This is a genomic window from Enterococcus sp. M-BR2 (assembly GCF_056612775.1).
Genome location: NZ_CM152743.1, coordinates 1,494,626 through 1,510,000 on the forward strand (window position 1 = coordinate 1,494,626; position 15,375 = coordinate 1,510,000).

The 15,375-nt window shown below is 36.9% G+C and carries 15 protein-coding genes, 2 tRNA genes and 1 pseudogene; 5 read left to right on the forward strand and 13 right to left on the reverse strand.

Annotated elements, in window-relative coordinates; genetic code table 11:
- Positions 1-52: 52 nt before the first annotated feature.
- The 7 genes from AC1F25_RS07305 to AC1F25_RS07335 form a co-directional block, all read right to left on the reverse strand.
- The gene (locus AC1F25_RS07305; protein ID WP_139913830.1) at positions 53-700 is read right to left on the reverse strand and encodes a redox-sensing transcriptional repressor Rex; all 648 of its coding nucleotides are present in this window, start codon (positions 698-700) and stop codon (positions 53-55) included.
- A 205-nt stretch (positions 701-905) separates the two neighbouring features.
- Positions 906-2,117, reverse strand: a complete 1,212-nt coding sequence (thiI, locus tag AC1F25_RS07310) for a tRNA uracil 4-sulfurtransferase ThiI (RefSeq protein ID WP_002310213.1) — start codon at positions 2,115-2,117, stop codon at positions 906-908.
- 15 nt (positions 2,118-2,132) lie between these two features.
- Positions 2,133-3,275, reverse strand: a complete 1,143-nt coding sequence (locus AC1F25_RS07315; protein ID WP_002310212.1) for a cysteine desulfurase family protein — start codon at positions 3,273-3,275, stop codon at positions 2,133-2,135.
- Positions 3,276-3,441: 166 nt separating this feature from the next.
- Positions 3,442-5,163, reverse strand: coding sequence for a septation ring formation regulator EzrA (locus tag AC1F25_RS07320; RefSeq protein WP_002310211.1), 1,722 nt, complete (start codon positions 5,161-5,163; stop codon positions 3,442-3,444).
- Between the two features lie 198 nt (positions 5,164-5,361).
- Positions 5,362-5,922 (reverse strand): pyrophosphohydrolase domain-containing protein, encoded by a 561-nt coding sequence (locus AC1F25_RS07325; protein WP_479994002.1) that lies wholly within the window; start codon positions 5,920-5,922, stop codon positions 5,362-5,364.
- Between the two features lie 25 nt (positions 5,923-5,947).
- On the reverse strand, positions 5,948-6,787 hold the full coding sequence (locus AC1F25_RS07330) for a Cof-type HAD-IIB family hydrolase (protein ID WP_002310209.1): 840 nt from the start codon (positions 6,785-6,787) through the stop codon (positions 5,948-5,950).
- 33 nt (positions 6,788-6,820) lie between these two features.
- Positions 6,821-7,654 carry a DUF72 domain-containing protein gene (locus AC1F25_RS07335; RefSeq protein ID WP_002310208.1) on the reverse strand — a complete coding sequence of 278 codons (834 nt, stop codon included), beginning with the start codon at positions 7,652-7,654 and terminating at the stop codon, positions 6,821-6,823.
- Between the two features lie 230 nt (positions 7,655-7,884).
- Between AC1F25_RS07335 and AC1F25_RS07340 the strand changes: the two genes are divergently transcribed.
- Entirely contained in the window at positions 7,885-8,853 is a 969-nt protein-coding gene (locus tag AC1F25_RS07340) for an asparaginase (RefSeq protein WP_479994003.1), read from the forward strand.
- Between the two features lie 154 nt (positions 8,854-9,007).
- Here the strand turns inward: AC1F25_RS07340 and AC1F25_RS07345 are convergent, their stop codons facing one another.
- From AC1F25_RS07345 to AC1F25_RS07355, 3 genes are all read right to left on the reverse strand, one after another.
- The gene (locus AC1F25_RS07345) at positions 9,008-9,745 is read right to left on the reverse strand and encodes an acyl-ACP thioesterase domain-containing protein (RefSeq protein ID WP_002310206.1); all 738 of its coding nucleotides are present in this window, start codon (positions 9,743-9,745) and stop codon (positions 9,008-9,010) included.
- 15 nt (positions 9,746-9,760) lie between these two features.
- Entirely contained in the window at positions 9,761-10,594 is an 834-nt protein-coding gene (locus AC1F25_RS07350) for a fructosamine kinase family protein (RefSeq protein ID WP_002310205.1), read from the reverse strand.
- A gap of 203 nt (positions 10,595-10,797) precedes the next feature.
- Positions 10,798-12,126, reverse strand: coding sequence for a C1 family peptidase (locus tag AC1F25_RS07355; protein WP_002310204.1), 1,329 nt, complete (start codon positions 12,124-12,126; stop codon positions 10,798-10,800).
- A 286-nt stretch (positions 12,127-12,412) separates the two neighbouring features.
- On the opposite strand from AC1F25_RS07355, the gene AC1F25_RS07360 reads away from it, so the two are divergent.
- Positions 12,413-12,586 (forward strand): hypothetical protein, encoded by a 174-nt coding sequence (locus tag AC1F25_RS07360; RefSeq protein ID WP_002310202.1) that lies wholly within the window; start codon positions 12,413-12,415, stop codon positions 12,584-12,586.
- A 137-nt stretch (positions 12,587-12,723) separates the two neighbouring features.
- On the opposite strand, the gene AC1F25_RS07365 is transcribed toward AC1F25_RS07360, so the two are convergent.
- A tRNA-Asn gene (locus AC1F25_RS07365) sits at positions 12,724-12,797 on the reverse strand.
- A gap of 215 nt (positions 12,798-13,012) precedes the next feature.
- Here AC1F25_RS07365 and AC1F25_RS07370 point away from each other — a divergent pair.
- Positions 13,013-13,085: transfer RNA gene (locus tag AC1F25_RS07370), tRNA-Thr, on the forward strand.
- Positions 13,086-13,352: 267 nt separating this feature from the next.
- On the opposite strand, the gene AC1F25_RS07375 is transcribed toward AC1F25_RS07370, so the two are convergent.
- Positions 13,353-13,592, reverse strand: coding sequence for a DUF5626 family protein (locus AC1F25_RS07375; protein WP_160298796.1), 240 nt, complete (start codon positions 13,590-13,592; stop codon positions 13,353-13,355).
- Positions 13,593-13,884: 292 nt separating this feature from the next.
- On the opposite strand from AC1F25_RS07375, the gene AC1F25_RS07380 reads away from it, so the two are divergent.
- Both AC1F25_RS07380 and AC1F25_RS07385 read left to right on the forward strand, forming a co-directional pair.
- Complete coding sequence (locus tag AC1F25_RS07380) at positions 13,885-14,115, forward strand: hypothetical protein (RefSeq protein WP_002310198.1); 231 nt, start codon at positions 13,885-13,887, stop codon at positions 14,113-14,115.
- 325 nt (positions 14,116-14,440) lie between these two features.
- Positions 14,441-14,776 (forward strand): annotated as a pseudogene (locus AC1F25_RS07385) (alpha/beta fold hydrolase); the annotation flags it as partial.
- Between the two features lie 143 nt (positions 14,777-14,919).
- On the opposite strand, the gene AC1F25_RS07390 reads toward AC1F25_RS07385, so the two are convergent.
- Entirely contained in the window at positions 14,920-15,294 is a 375-nt protein-coding gene (locus tag AC1F25_RS07390; protein WP_002310873.1) for an iron-sulfur cluster biosynthesis family protein, read from the reverse strand.
- Positions 15,295-15,375 lie beyond the last annotated feature (81 nt).

The window sequence follows — 15,375 nt, forward strand, 5'->3', positions numbered from 1 at the left end:
TGAAAGAATTACGACGGATCCTTGCAAGATCAATAAGCCTACTCAAATTTTCCTAAGAAAAAACTTCTGAGTAATTCTCATCAAAGTAAATAAGCGTCTGTAACTCGGTTGTCAAATCAATGTATTGAACATTGACATAAGCTGGGACAGTTACTCGGTCAGGTGCAAAGTTAAGGATAGCGGTTACATCCCCTTTGACAATTTCATCAATAGCAGATTGTGAATATTTACTTGGTACCGTAGAGATTGCTACTGTCACATTTTTTGCTTTGGCTATCTCTGCGAAACGATCAATCGGATAGATCATTTCTCCATCAATGACTCGATTGATCAGTGCTGGATCATTATCAAAGACGCACACGATATTTAGATTTTCATTTCTTCTAAAATTGTTGTGTTTCAATGCTTTGCCAAGATTTCCGTATCCAACTAATGCGATTCGTTTTTCTTCTTTAGTATTAAGGATATTATTGAATACATCGATAAGGAAAGGGACATCATAGCCATATCCGCTTCTGCCTAGCTCGCCTAATTGCGAGAAGTCTCTGCGGATCGTTGCAGAAGGAATTTGGGTGATTTCGCTGAACTCATTTGATTTGATTCTACTTATGCCTGAGTCATCCAGCATCTTTAAGTAGCGTAAATATAAAGGTAACCTTTTCGCAGTTGCTTTTGGCAGTGTATCTGTTTTTTCTCGCATAACGACGCTCCTTGTTAATAATTTCACATATTTAGTGTAACATGTTTCTAACACGGGAGCAAGGTTACAGGTAGGAAGGAAAAGGGTGTGAGACAAATAAAACGACCCAAAAATTAACTATTTGGGTCGCTATTTCATGGGAAATTTTTTTATCATTTATCAGCTAATCTTCGACATTAGTTCAAAACACTAATTTCACAACCACTTATAGCAATTCTGAAAATTCTTCAGTTTTTTCATTAGAAGATTCTGCTTGTATCTCTTCCATCTTCAAACCAGCTAATGCACGTTGGATCATTTCATCTATTGCTAAACGCTCTTCATATTGATGGACCTTTTCCAGTTGAGGGCGTGTTTTTGGCTGTGGAGGCGCAAAAATCGTACAGCAGTCTTCAAAAGGTTGGATAGAAAGATTAAATGTATCGATCTGTTCCGCTACTTCAATGATTTCAAGTTTATCCATTGTCGCTACAGGCCGAATGATTGGCGTATTCGTTACTTCATTGATAGCCACCATACTTTGCAAGGTTTGCGAAGCCACTTGACCTAATGATTCGCCATTCAAAATAACTAGACCATGACGAATACGGCGAATTTCATCGGTCAACCGCAACATCATTCGACGAGTGATCGTCATCCAATATCCTTGTGGCACTGATTTTTTGATTTCTTCTTGAATCTCGGTAAATGGCACTTCAATAAAATGGATTGTTCCTACATAAGGCGCTAGTTTCGCTGTTAAGTCTTTTGCTTTTTGCAGTGCTTGTTCACTTGTATACGGCGGACTAGCAAAATGAACAGCTTCGATTTCCACTCCCCGCTTCATTGCAAAATATCCTGCAACAGGAGAATCAATCCCGCCAGAAAGCATGAGCATTCCTTTTCCGCTTGTTCCTACAGGCAACCCGCCAGCTCCTTTGATCGTTTCATACGACAGATAAGCGCCGTCACGACGAATCTCTACACGTAATGGAATATCGGGCTGACGCATTTGAACTTGGATATGAGGGAAAATATCAAAAACAGCATTGCCTAATGTTTGATTCAATTCATTACTTGTCAATTCAAATTGGTGATCGCTTCTTTTAGCGATAATTTTAAATGTTTCTTTCCCTGTATAAATTTCTTTCATGATGTCTTGAACAGCTTGTTTCAAAACTTCAACATCTTTTTCTACCCGAATACTCGGAGAAAAATTTTGGATCCCAAATATTTTTGCTAGTTTTGGAATAACTAGCTGACTGTCTGCACCATTCAACAAAAGATGCATCCGGTCGCGATCAGCATGGATTTTGATTTCTGGAAATTCTTTCAAAGCTTGTCTGACATTTTGTGCTAGTTGCATGATAAAGCTTTTTCGATTCTTTCCTTTTGTCGAAAGCTCTCCATAACGGACCATAATTTCACTGTATTTCACAAGAACACTCCTCTTTTAATTGATTACAGAAAATTTCTTATAAAGCTGCTTGAAAATAATCATAAATTGCTCCACTTCTGCTAATGAATTATTTTCATCTAGGCTGATTCGAATAGCAGATGTAGCCAAATCATTTGGTACATGCATCGCGTGCAATGTACTGCTTGCCATATGTTTACGTGAGGAGCAGGCACTAGTAGTAGAAACAAATATTTGTTTTTCCTCTAAAGCATGGACAAGAACTTCACCACGAATTCCTTTTAGAGCAAAACATAAAATGTGCGGCGCATAGTCGGTTCCTTCTGAAAAGATCGTCACTTTATCATACGACTTCAACGCATTGATTAAAGCTTCTTTTAAGCGTTGTGTCTGCTCAGGTTTTTGTTCCTTTATCTCTAATGATAAACGTAAAGCTTTAGCCATAGCCACAATACCTGGAACATTTTCTGTCCCACTTCGTTGATTTCTTTCCTGACCTCCACCTGTCAGTAATGGTGCTAAACGACGACCCTTTTTCCAATAAATGAAACCAGTTCCCCGTGGGCCATGGAATTTATGGGCTGAAAATGTTGCAAAATCCACTCTCCCTGTCAACCATTGCGAGAATGGTACTTTTCCGATTGCCTGAACAGCATCTACATGGAAATGAATTTTAGGGAAATCATCCAAAAGATCACTGATTTCCTGGATGGGCTGAATCGATCCTACTTCATTATTCACAGCCATAACAGAGACCAAAACTGTCTCTTTTCTTATTAATTTTTTCAATTCCTCAACACGTACAAATCCGCGTTTATCTACTGGGGCGATACTTACTTCGATTCCTAATTCTTTTAATTGTTCGGCCGTCTCACTGACTGCCGGATGTTCGATTCCTGAAATGATCATATGATTCCCATACTCTCTTTTTTCAATCATCGTTCCTTTTAATACCCAGTTATCTCCTTCTGTTCCTCCTGAAGTAAAAAAGATTTCTTCTGGCTCTGCATGGATCAAATCAGCGATCTGCTTTCTTGCTTGCTGCAACAACCGATTAGCTTGATTGCCCAAATCATGAAGACTTGATGGATTCCCAATAATCCGCTGACTGGTTTTTACATATGCATCTAAGCTTTGCGGAAAGATTGGGGTCGTTGCACTGTTATCAAAATATATCATAAGAAACCCCTCTTTTTTGAAATTCTTTTCTATTATAACGGTTGTCCAAGGTGCTTTCAAGAGCAGGTGGAATTTTCACTTGTTTCCTCTTTCAGATAGACATAAAAAAAAGACAAGAACAAGACGGATGGTTGTCTTGTTCTTGCATGATTGCTGCTTTTTTGCTTTATACTAAGTCTGGATGATTAAAATAAAAATCTTCGATGCGTTTGAAAGCACCTGGTTCTACTCGCTCTAATGCTGTACCAATTTCGTCTAATGCTTCTTGATAATGATATTCTTTATTGAATAAATAGTAACTTTTATCAATCGCTTCTCGAACTTCTTCGTGTGTATGACGATAACGGTTTGCATATTGGAGCATTTGCTCCGTTAGTGCTGCTGCATCTACTAGATCATGTGTCTTCTTATCTAATAATTCTAGATCTTCTTCGCATAGAGCAACTAAACGATTGACTTCCTCCATGTTTACTCGAATTTTATTCAAGACAACACTTAGTTCTTCAATACGATCAGTAGCAACAAAAAAGAATTCTAGGTAATCATTCGGCAAGCCAGGCAAACGTTGTTTCTCTACAAAACGTTTCAAACTACGCAATTTAAATTCGAATGTATCGATCTTTTCTTGCGCTTCTTTTTCGCCTTTTCTCAATTCATGTAATGAGTCGTCGATCTCTACTTGTTGCGTTTCGATATCTTCTAAGACCTTGAAGACTGTTTTATAGAACGTACGCACTTCTGAATAAGGGATTTCGTGTTGGCGGATCTGTGGAATCATCTGTTCATTTTGACGTTCCATTTCTTCCACTTCAGTTTGGAAACCTCGTACACGACCAATTTCATTGTGATTCAATGTATAGCTTTGAGCGGTGTGATCCAACTCAATCAATAATTGACGGTTATTCTTCGTTGTATGTTTGATATACTCTGCAATCGTTGATTGGTTAGTTTTTACATATCTTTGAGCTTCCATTTCTCGTTCTAAGATGTCATATAGCGAATCAATCAAATCAGCTGTTTCTCGGTTTTCGAATTCGACCGTTTCAACTTCTGTTTTTTCAAGATTGGCTAATGAATTTTCAATTCTTCGACTTACTTTTGCGATATCTTCAGCAAGATCTTCTTCAGGGAATACATATTGTTCTTCCATTAATTTCTCATAAGTATCACTGATTTCTTCAAGTTGTTCAGGGAAAGTCGTATGGAGATCTTCATACAGTGGTGGAATTTTTTTCATCAGAGCTTCCACTTCATACGTATGTTTTTCTGCTTTATCTAAAACCTCGCGGGCCTCTACAGGATCGCCGGAAGTATTTAAAGTCACGAATTGCGTAAATTCTTTTTCGATCATCTTGATCTGTTTTTGCAATTCAAAAAGAGCTGGTCCATATTCATGCTCGTCTTCTCTGACTTTTTCTTTCAGTTCTTCATAGACATCAAGCGCCTGCTGGACAGCTAATGAGTTGCGTTCTTCCGTTTCTCGCAATTCCTTCAGACCTTCACGGATTTCCGTTACTTGTTTCTCCATTTGGTCCATTGTTGCTTCTGCTTCAACAACTGCTTTTTTTCCTTTTAAGAACCGAAAACTTTCATTGAGGTTTTCCACTTCAAAAATTTGACTTTCTAATTCAGCGAATGAGGAAGTAGATATGTCATTCCACTTTTGACTCCATTCACGAAAGGTATTTTGGCTTTGCCCAACCAGATGCATTTTTTTAACATCATCGACTTCTTCAATCACTGGCAAGTCAAATAATTCTTCCTTGCGTTTTTCTAAGGCATCCAATCGATCTTGGTTTTTTTTCTTCATCAAGTAACTAACCAAAAAGACGACAATGGCGACTATAATGATTGCAATGACGATTCCGATGATAACATTATTTCCCATTTATGGTTCCTCCGTTTTCAGTATGCATCTTTTTATGCAACAGATGGCGTTCTGCTTGGCATAAATCCAAATAATACGTCTCTCGTGCAAAAGACATCTATTCTAGATTATAGCATACTATTTTCATGCATTCACTAACTTAAACGAAAATCTTTTGTTTTTCATCGTATAAAGATAACAAAAATAGTGACGTACTGATCACTCTGTTTCGTTTGTGCATGCACTCCTATCAGCAGAGCTTTTCCTAGCAAGAGTTTCTTGAATCTGTCGTTGGATTTCTGCCGCGATTTTAGGCTCTGGCGCGTACTCCATCTGCCAGTTCTCAGGTTTCAATACTTTATTTGTTACAGGATCATAATGAGGTTTTCCATCTGGAAACAATTTTCCCATATTTGCCTGATGGACGATATCAAATATTCGATCAGGCGCTATTCCCAATAATGAAAAAGAACCGTAAGTAAAGTAAAGGATATCTGTCAGTGCATCTACTTGTTCAATCAGTGGGTCACTTCCCCACTCTGTTTTATCAAGTATTTTTTCTTCTGCTTTATCTAATGCTTCGTGTAGCAGAGTAACAGCTTCATGTAGTTGTTCTTTACTTGGTGAGGTAGCTGCAACAAATTCAACAAGTTCTTCTATTTTGAATGCAGCACGTGTATGAGCCTCCATCGCAGTAAAAGCTGTGGGGATTTCTGGTCTTCTTGGATCAAAAATTTTGTGAAATGCTTCTACTTTTTGAAAAGGTGTCTCTGATTCCATACTAATGTTTTCCTTCTTTCATTGACTAATAAATCAGACCAAAGTGTTTCAGTCCTTCGTATATGCCATCTTCTTCATTTGATTGGGTCACAAAATCTGCGGCATGTTTTACTTCAATCTGAGCATTTCCCATAGCCACTCCAATTCCTACACCTTTCAGCATCTCGATATCATTGTAATGGTCGCCGAATGCCATGATTTCTTCCATCTCAATTCCGACAGCATTTGCGAAAGCTTGGATGCCTAGCAATTTTGAACCACCTTTTGGGATGATATCTACAGTATACGTATTTGAACGTTGGAAGGTACACTCGGGAAATAGATGTTCTAACTTTTTCTGTTCTGACTCCGGACTAAGCAGTATACATTGGTAAATTGGTTCTTTTAATATCTCTAATGTTTCATAACGGTCCTTTTGCCGATGAGGGCTAAAAAGCTGGAGGACTTTTTTCATCAGACGTACCGGGAATTTACGCGGTAAAAAGCTGACTAGCCGCTTGATAAAAATCGATTGTCCTAATAGCATCGTTGTTGATCCATCTAGCCGATTTCTCGCACCAAAAACGATTTGTCGATGGTTAGCATCTGCAAATTCAACAATATGTTCCAATACTTTTTGTTCAAAAGGGTGGTCGATAATCGTTCGATCTGCAGTAAAAACCAGTTGACCATTATACACGACATACATATCTAATTCCAAATCATCAATGATTTCTTTGATCTTTATTGGGCTGCGCCCCGTTGCTACACCGCATAAAATGCCGTTTTTCCGAGCATAGTTAATTGCTTGTTTTGTTGATTCCAATGCTTTTGAACGATTGGTGACCAATGTTCCGTCAATATCAAAAAAAATAGCTTTGATCATAGACTTCGCCCCTTTCATGAATAAAATAAGCCCTTAAAACAGATCCATTTGAGTTGGATTAAGTCCATCCGGCTGGATATTTAATATTTTTTGCAGTGCTAATGCATTTTCAGCCGCATCCCCGCCAGAATTGTTATTAAAAATCACACCTATCTCTTTTGTCTTAGAATCAACTGCTTTGACTTCACATGCTAGTTCTTGTAGTTCTTTTTCTGAATAACGATACAATGTTCTTTTTTTGCGCCAATCTTTATCATTTGCTTGCCATCCCTGAGCATTCCTGCCATGAAATCGAAAAAGAGCAAAGTTCGGATTGGTTACAAATGGATCAAAAGGGATCGTTGTATTCAGCAGCTGCGGCTCATCAATGATGGCTAAAGAAAAAGCGGCTCGAGACATAAAGTTTCTCGTACGTTCAAGAAATTCATCGCTATACCAAGAATAGTCCCGCAATTCTACAGCAACAGGATAACCCTCAAACCACTTTCTAAGTTTGCGCAAGTATTGGACATTTTCTTTTGTACACTTGAATGAAGAGGGGAATTGAATTAAAAAGCAAAAAAGCTTTCCAGCTTCTACCATTGGCGACATGACATCTAAAAAATGCGTAATCATCTCTTCTTCTGTCTGATAATAAGGCTTCCAATCTCCTTGACCGCTGATCCCTTGATAGACTTTGACTACAAAGCGAAAAGATTCAGGTACTTCGTTTATCCAATTCTCAACAGAGGACTTTCGAGGAATCCCATAATAAGCAGTATCTAATTCCACTAAGGGTAGAAATCCGGCATATTCATACAGAGTGTTATTCTTTTTGCCAGTTAATTTGTCATGTTCTTTAAACGATGTTAATCCGATTCTGATCATTTTCGACCACCTTCGTAATTGTTTTCTCTTGACTACTTTTTTGTAAAAGAAACTCAACCAAATACTCCGTGCATTAAGAGGTCAAGGTCGAGTCTTCTTCGTTTAAGTAAGAGTAGCTTTTTTATAATAAGTCTGGCTATTGTTATTCTTCACTGATAGCAAAACTCTTTTATATAGTATACAATAAGATTTAACGGCTATGCAAAATTATTCGTAAGGAAGTCTGTAAAATGAAAAAAATACTTGTACTGCACACCGGCGGAACGATCGCCATGAAAGAAAACATGCTCACTGGCGGTGTTAGTCCTGATGTGGCAAACCCGTTATTAGATGCAGAAATCACGATACCTGAGCATGTGGAACTCTTAGTTGAAGATATCTTCAATCTTCCCTCACCACACATCATGCCTTCTCACATGTTGGTATTAAAAGAACGTATCTTGTCCGCTTATGAATCAGGTATAATCGGAGTGGTGATTACACACGGTACGGATACATTAGAAGAAACTGCCTTTTTTCTTGATACAACGATTGGTGACAAATTACCAATTGTTTTGACTGGGGCAATGCGTTCAAGTAACGAACTTGGAAGTGACGGCCTCTATAATTTTGAAAGTGCTATTCGCGTCGCAAGCTGTGAAGAAGCGGTAGATAAGGGTGTATTAGTGGTCATGAACGATGAGATTCATTCTGCACGCTACGTGACAAAGACCCACACCACAAATGTTGCTACTTTCCGAACGCCTACATTGGGACCAATCGGTTTAGTAACTAAGAATCGAATCTTATTCTTACAAGAACTTTTAGAAACAAAGCGGCTGGATATTTCCGCTGTAAATGGGACTATCCCAATTGTTAAAGCATATGCTGGGATGCAAGGAGACTTATTGGAAGCAATCGCCCATACGAAAGTAGACGGTCTAGTCATTGAAGCTTTAGGTGCCGGAAATCTCCCTCCTCAAGCCTTAGCAGCTTTAGAAAAGCTTCTTGTCCAAAAAATTCCTGTAGTACTTGTTTCTCGTTGTTTCAATGGAATCGCAGAGCCTGTTTATGATTATGAAGGCGGAGGAAAAGAACTAGAAGAAATGGGGATTATTTTCTGCAACAGCATCAATAGTCAAAAAGCACGTTTAAAACTATTGATTGCCGTAAACTATGGTTTGACGGGCGAAGAATTGATTTCGTTTATCCAAAACTAACCATCAATATCTGATAGCTAAACTTAAAAAGAGAGGCTGTGACAAAAGTAGCTTCTTCGAAAACTAAGCCGAAATTTCACAAAAATTTGAGAAACAATTTCCGTAAATTTCTTCTTATTTCTTGAAGCTGACCACTTCTGTCACAACCTCTTTTTTATTTATTTTTCCATAGAATATTGGCTTCACAATACAGCTGTTCTTGCATTCGGATTTCATGTTTTGTTTTGATACCATTTTCGGTTGGGACTTGTTCAAAATGGCTTTCGATCTCATTCCCGTACTCTACTTCTTTATCAAATCGAATAATTACTTTTTCTGGAACATGCGTAGTCAAAAAGTCATATCCCAATACATCAATGATCCAATTAAAATACATCGCATTATTAACATGCTGATTACTATCGATATCATAAAAACGAACACGATATGGCAACATGAAGCCCGAATCAATCTTTTCAATTTTTTCCTGACGCTTGATTTTTTTGATCTTCTCACTCTCAAAAGGAGCAATGATTTCTTCATTAACACTGCTCATTTTTCGATTCACAAAATCCATCAATACAAAAACAGATTCTATTTTGACTAATTCTTCCCCATCTTCATCATGGATCCAGAAGTTCCGATAACAGAAAAACTTATTGTACTCCATGGCTTGAGTCGTTACTGAAATTACTTCACCGACTCTAGGCAGACGATTAATCTCCATAGAATAATTCGTGATGACCCAAGTCAGTCCAAAGCTATTGACGAATTCACTGCCTCTTCCCAACTGGTCGCTTTGATCTTCAGATGTTTTGATAACTACTCCTAACATCGAAGGAAATGTCATCGTTTGATTGATGTCACACTCATAATATGAAACTTCATGCTTTTTGGTATATTTCTTTGCCAAAAACACGCCCTCCTCTTAAAAACTTTCTAGTAATTGATCTACTTGGGAACCGTAACTTTCTCCAAACATATTCAAATGTGCCAAAAGATAATATAACTGGTAAATCGGTAGTCGATCTTCCCATCCCTCTTCTAATGGAAATATAGTTTGATAGGCATCTAAAAATTCCGGTCGGAAACCGCCGAATAACTGACTCATTGCAATGTCTTGTTCCCGATTCCCATAAGAAACAGCCGGATCGACAAAAATTGGATGTCCTTGCTGGTCAAAGAACACATTACCACTCCACAGGTCTCCATGCAAGAGGCGTGGAGTGATCTTTTTGGGTTCAACCGATTTCAATACTCGTTCTTTAAATTGCAGATACTTTTCTTGCCGCTGTACATTCCAACGATTCGTTTCTTCCGCTAAAGAAATCTGGGCTTCAAGCCGATTTTTAAAGAAAAAAATCCACCAATCTTCTTCAAAAGAATTTTTCTGAATAAGTGTACCTAGATAGTTATCTTTTCGAAAACCAAATTGTGGCGCTGTTTGCTGATGGAGTTTAGCTAAAGCTACAGCAAGATCTCGTTGATCTCCTTTTCCCGGCTCGATCCATTCCATTAACAAATAAGCGCCTTCACTTGTTTCACCCAGCATGTAGGTATCTGGTACACGTACGAATGTAGCTAGCTCTTTTAACCCATCTACTTCTGCTTCAAAAAAATCTTTTTTTACATTCGGATGGATTTTCAAAAAATAAGCACGTTGATCTGTTTTTATACGATAAGTTTGATTCACATCGCCGCCAACAACTGGAATCACTTTCCCATTTAGTTTCAGATCAGATAAAACAGTTTGGATATCCATGACTTTTCCCCCTACTCCCAATTTTATTCTATTTTGTCATCCTACTTGTTTCATGATAAAAGGATTATTTCCAATCCTTATCCCTTTATTTAGAATTATAGCACAGGGATCATAAAAATCAGGAGATGGACTTTATAGATAAAAAAGAGCTGACTTAAGCCAGCTCTTTTTATCTATAGCATACTCTTTATTGAACTATTTGCCTATGCTAAAGCACCCATTGGATCCCATGGAGCTAGCATAATTGGTTCTTCATTGAACGCATTTAGTTGCTCTTTCGTCAACAAATCTTTTCTGACAACGATTTGGTACGTATATTCGTCCATCCAAGCATCACTCATAACGAAGAAACCGTTCTTTCCAACTTTTTCGCCCCAGCTGTTTTCGACTTTCCATTTTGTTGATTGTCCGTCCACTAAATCAACGCCAGTCAATACCATCGCATGGGTCATCAAACTTTCACCAAAATCCAAACGTTCAGCTTTAGTCATTGTGAAATCCGTATCGAATAGATCATCCATCGAATAAGCATCTAAGGCCATGATGCCACTGGTTCTAGTAGAAGATTGTCCTACATCACAACCAAACCATACAGATTCTCCTTGTTCAAGCTGAGCAATCGCTAATTTTTTGAAAGTTTCCATATCAACATTCAGGTATTTAACTTCTTTCCCGTCAACGACATTCCCTAGCATCTCTACTGTATAAGAACGATTGAATGGTTTGTCTTTTGTTGGTGCATTGATCACACTAATATAATCATCTAATTTTACACCGATGTATTTATCATAAAAAATTTGTGGCGTCAGTCCTCGGTCAAGATGATAGTTTTGTTCTTCATCGCGGTACTCAAAATCGAATTCTTTTGGAGGTGTTCCTAATGAGATGGCTAAGAAGTTATAAATACTTTCTAGCATTTCTTCTTTTTTTTCTTCAATAGCGTCTAATGTTTCTCCTTGAGCAACCATTTCGCGTAACACAACTGCATCTTTACGCAGTAGTTTGTTCAAGTAGTTATTCAAATCTCGAGAATTTGAACTATTCGCACTTTCCGGCATTACCGATTTAGGCACAACACCGTATTTTTGGAATAATGAAACGATCATATCCCATTGACCGCCATCTTGTTGAGGAGTAGTTAGCAAGAAAGCCACTTTTCGGCTATCAATAGCCTCTTTTCCAGTTGCAATAATGTTTTCATAGAAGTAATTTGCCTTTTCATATTTATCCCAGAAAAAAGTGTAATTTTGTGATAATTCAAACTCTTTTAAATGGAATTGATTCAGCATTTTATGACGGAACGTATTCAATGCAGCAAACATCCAACAACGACCCGATTGCATCTGATTAGCCACTTTGCCTGTAGCTAAATCAATAGAAAATACTGGTGTATTCGCCACATGTGCTGAAATATTTTCAGCAGAAGCAGTAATCCCGTTCTTCACGACAGCCCGCTGCAACGCCTGCTGTTTGTTATTTGCTTGAAACTGTTTGTCAAATTTTGTTGTCATATCCGGTGTAATAGCTTTCATCCAATCATCCTTCCAAATCCAAGTTACACTTCGTATTTTACTCTTAAGAATTTAGAAATACAATCTCTTCTATGATGAAATTTTCATTTGAATGAGAATATACTTACAACTTCATGAAGAAAAATGTCATACGGTATACAATAATTTTCAAATAAAAAAGAATATTCCTATGAGATAACGAAAATGGACTGTATAATAAAGAAAAGGTCTAGAAGAACATCATACAATAAGATAGCTTTCAAAATACTCATTGAAAGAAGGAAATACTATAACGTAAGAAAGGAGAATGAATAAAATGAAAAACCTGATTGCTGGCGGCTTTTTGTTTGTGGGTGGTGGCATACTTATGAATACAGATAACTTTGGGAATGTCATTCCTTTTCTTGGTGCAGTTTGTGCTTTGATTGGTGTAGGAATGCTGATTTATTTTGTATTTAGCGATGATGGGAAGTATGGTTGATTATGAGTAGCCAACTCTACTCTTTCGTAAAGATTACAACATACGTGACAAAAACAGAAAGATTGATTCATCATAATAATAAAAGAAAAAGAAACCCAAGTGATTGGATTTCTTTTTCTTTGCATAAGCTTTATTTACTCCGGCAGTAGGACTCGAACCTACGACATCATGATTAACAGTCATGCGCTACTACCAACTGAGCTATGCCGGAATCAAGTACATGAATATAATATCAATTTCTTTCAAATAACGCAATACTTTTTTTAAAATTTTTTACTATATTCTCGAAGAAACCGTTAGCATTTTTTGTTATTTTTACTTTTTTCTAAGAATTGTTTCATTAGTACAAAAACACATTTTTTTGATAAAAAATATATTGACAAATACATTAATATTCGTTATCCTATTATTTGTATTAATGATAATGCCGCTTTAGCTCAGCTGGTAGAGCGCTTCCATGGTAAGGAAGAGGTCGCCGGTTCAAGCCCGGCAAGTGGCTTCCTTAAACAGTGCAACATGTTGGTTTAACCATGTGTCTGCGCTGTTTTTTATTTTATGCCACGAAAATCCCACAAAACTGTTTTTATTTTAAACAAAAAAAGAATTTTTCAGTTAGTCTGCGAATAAAAAAATTCATCCAATCGATTGCTCGACTCTTATTGTCGCGTAATATTTAACGGCTCTGCAACATCTTCTTGAAAAACCCCTCTCTTCTTTCTATGAATCCTTTAATTTCACTGCTAATTCCATAATCATTACCTCTTGTTTAGTTTACAACTAGTTGACCATTAGAAATCATCCGTTTATTATTATGGGTTAAAGTTCTAGAAATAATATTCCCTCTAGGTACTGAAATACTTAAATCCGAGGTAGATATAATATGCTGTCTGCCATTTACACGAACGTCATAGGAAACGGGCCAATTTCCAGAAGAAGCTTTAGAGAAACGATAAGTTCTAGCACCAACTCTACCCAGACGCTCAATTTCTTCAACTATTAAATGTATTTCCTCTCCTCCTCATTAATATAGGTCAGCTCCTTCATGTCCATACTATCTGATAATACGAGCTCAAGTACAGTTGAGCTTATTTTTTCCTGAGCTTTTACTTCTTCTTTGGATCCAATTCCTTCTAAATATTTTTGTTAATAAAAGTCATGTACTCCCAAAATCAACTGCTAGTTACCTTAACGAAGCCAATGATTTACATTGATGTAACCTGGTGAGTTCTTATCAAGAAAGGCATGTTCTGAGATAATTACGTTAGTAACAATATAAATTTTTTATAGGAGGGAACATAATGATTAAAAAATTAGTTCTATGTACAATTGTATTGGGAAGCTTTGGGTTAAGTATCACGGCAAATGCGACTACTGAATATGGTGGTACTGATCAAGCAACTCTGAGATTGATCGAAAAAGCTGAAAGATTAAGTCAAAGTTCGGATGAAGATATCTTGATAGTTGGCAATTATGAAGTGTCATTAGGAGGAATACGTCCTTGTTGCCTTATTAGGAAACAAGCAAATTGAACTAAATGGTCTTTCTAACTTCCCTATTCGGTTATCGAAAGATTCTAAAACCAATAAAATTACTCCACAAAATGGAAAGATTTCTTTCAAAGCGCCAAGTGATCCGGGAAGTTATGAGTTTGTTGTGTATCAATTTGGTTTGGAAAAGGAAATGTTAGGTCTTCCGATGGTTGATAATTCTTTCAGGATGACCATCGTAGTAGAGTGAAAGTCCATTTATTCTCCAAATTAATGGAATCACATTAAAGTAAGTGTCCCTGTTGACAACCGATAGCGGAGCTACTTGCTTTATGGATGTTTCAGTGCCCCCGAGTACTCTATTGATTTAACTGATCCACAATTTGAATTTCCTGATCGCTTATTGCTTATTTTCCAGAATGTTTATTTTTACTGCGTACCTTTTAAAATGTTTAAAAAATTAGGTTTGTCTAAAAAGCAAAGCCTTACCCTACTTCGTTTACTTAAAACATTAGATTGCAAAAAACAGCTTCATACATCACGACTTCCTAAATTGATTTTATGCGGTACAAAAGATTATGCAAATAAGCCTGGAGCAAAACGGTTATATAAAGTTTCAACTAATAGCCGTCTCCTGTTTATCGAAAACGGAAAACATGAATTGAATAGAGAAAAGCCAGAAATAATAGCACAAGCTATGTGATCATTTATCGAAAATAGCTAATCAATAAAAAAGACGACAAAATGTGTCGTCTTTTTTATTTACCAAGTTAAGAATGTTGTCATGTTTTTCAATGTAGCTCGATTGAGACTAGTTTTATGGATCATAGATCAATGAAGAGAAAATTATTGTTTCATGCCAGAGAATTTTTCTGGTCGTAAATCGACTAATTGTACATGGCTGTCTAAAGAACCACTTGGACTTTCAAGAGTAAATACACCTAGACGTGGATCTAAAGAAAGGGTCATGTGTTCATCCATGTACATTTTTGAATAATCTTTGATATAAACTTCCCCAATATCACTATCTAATTGTAGTTTATAATCATTTTTTCCTTGTTCTTTATCAAGAAGAAGTAAACGGAAACTAGTATCTAAAGAGCACACACCCATTTTAGAATATTCGCCCACGCCATCATCTAAATCTAAAATAACTGTCGCGCCTTCATCAATATATTTTTGTAATCTTTCTTGTGCTTGATCTGTAATTTTAAGATACATATTCAAACGCCCTCTTTCTTTTATTTACAAAAGCATGCTAGCATATATTAATAAAATTATCTAAAGTCCTGCTCAAAACAA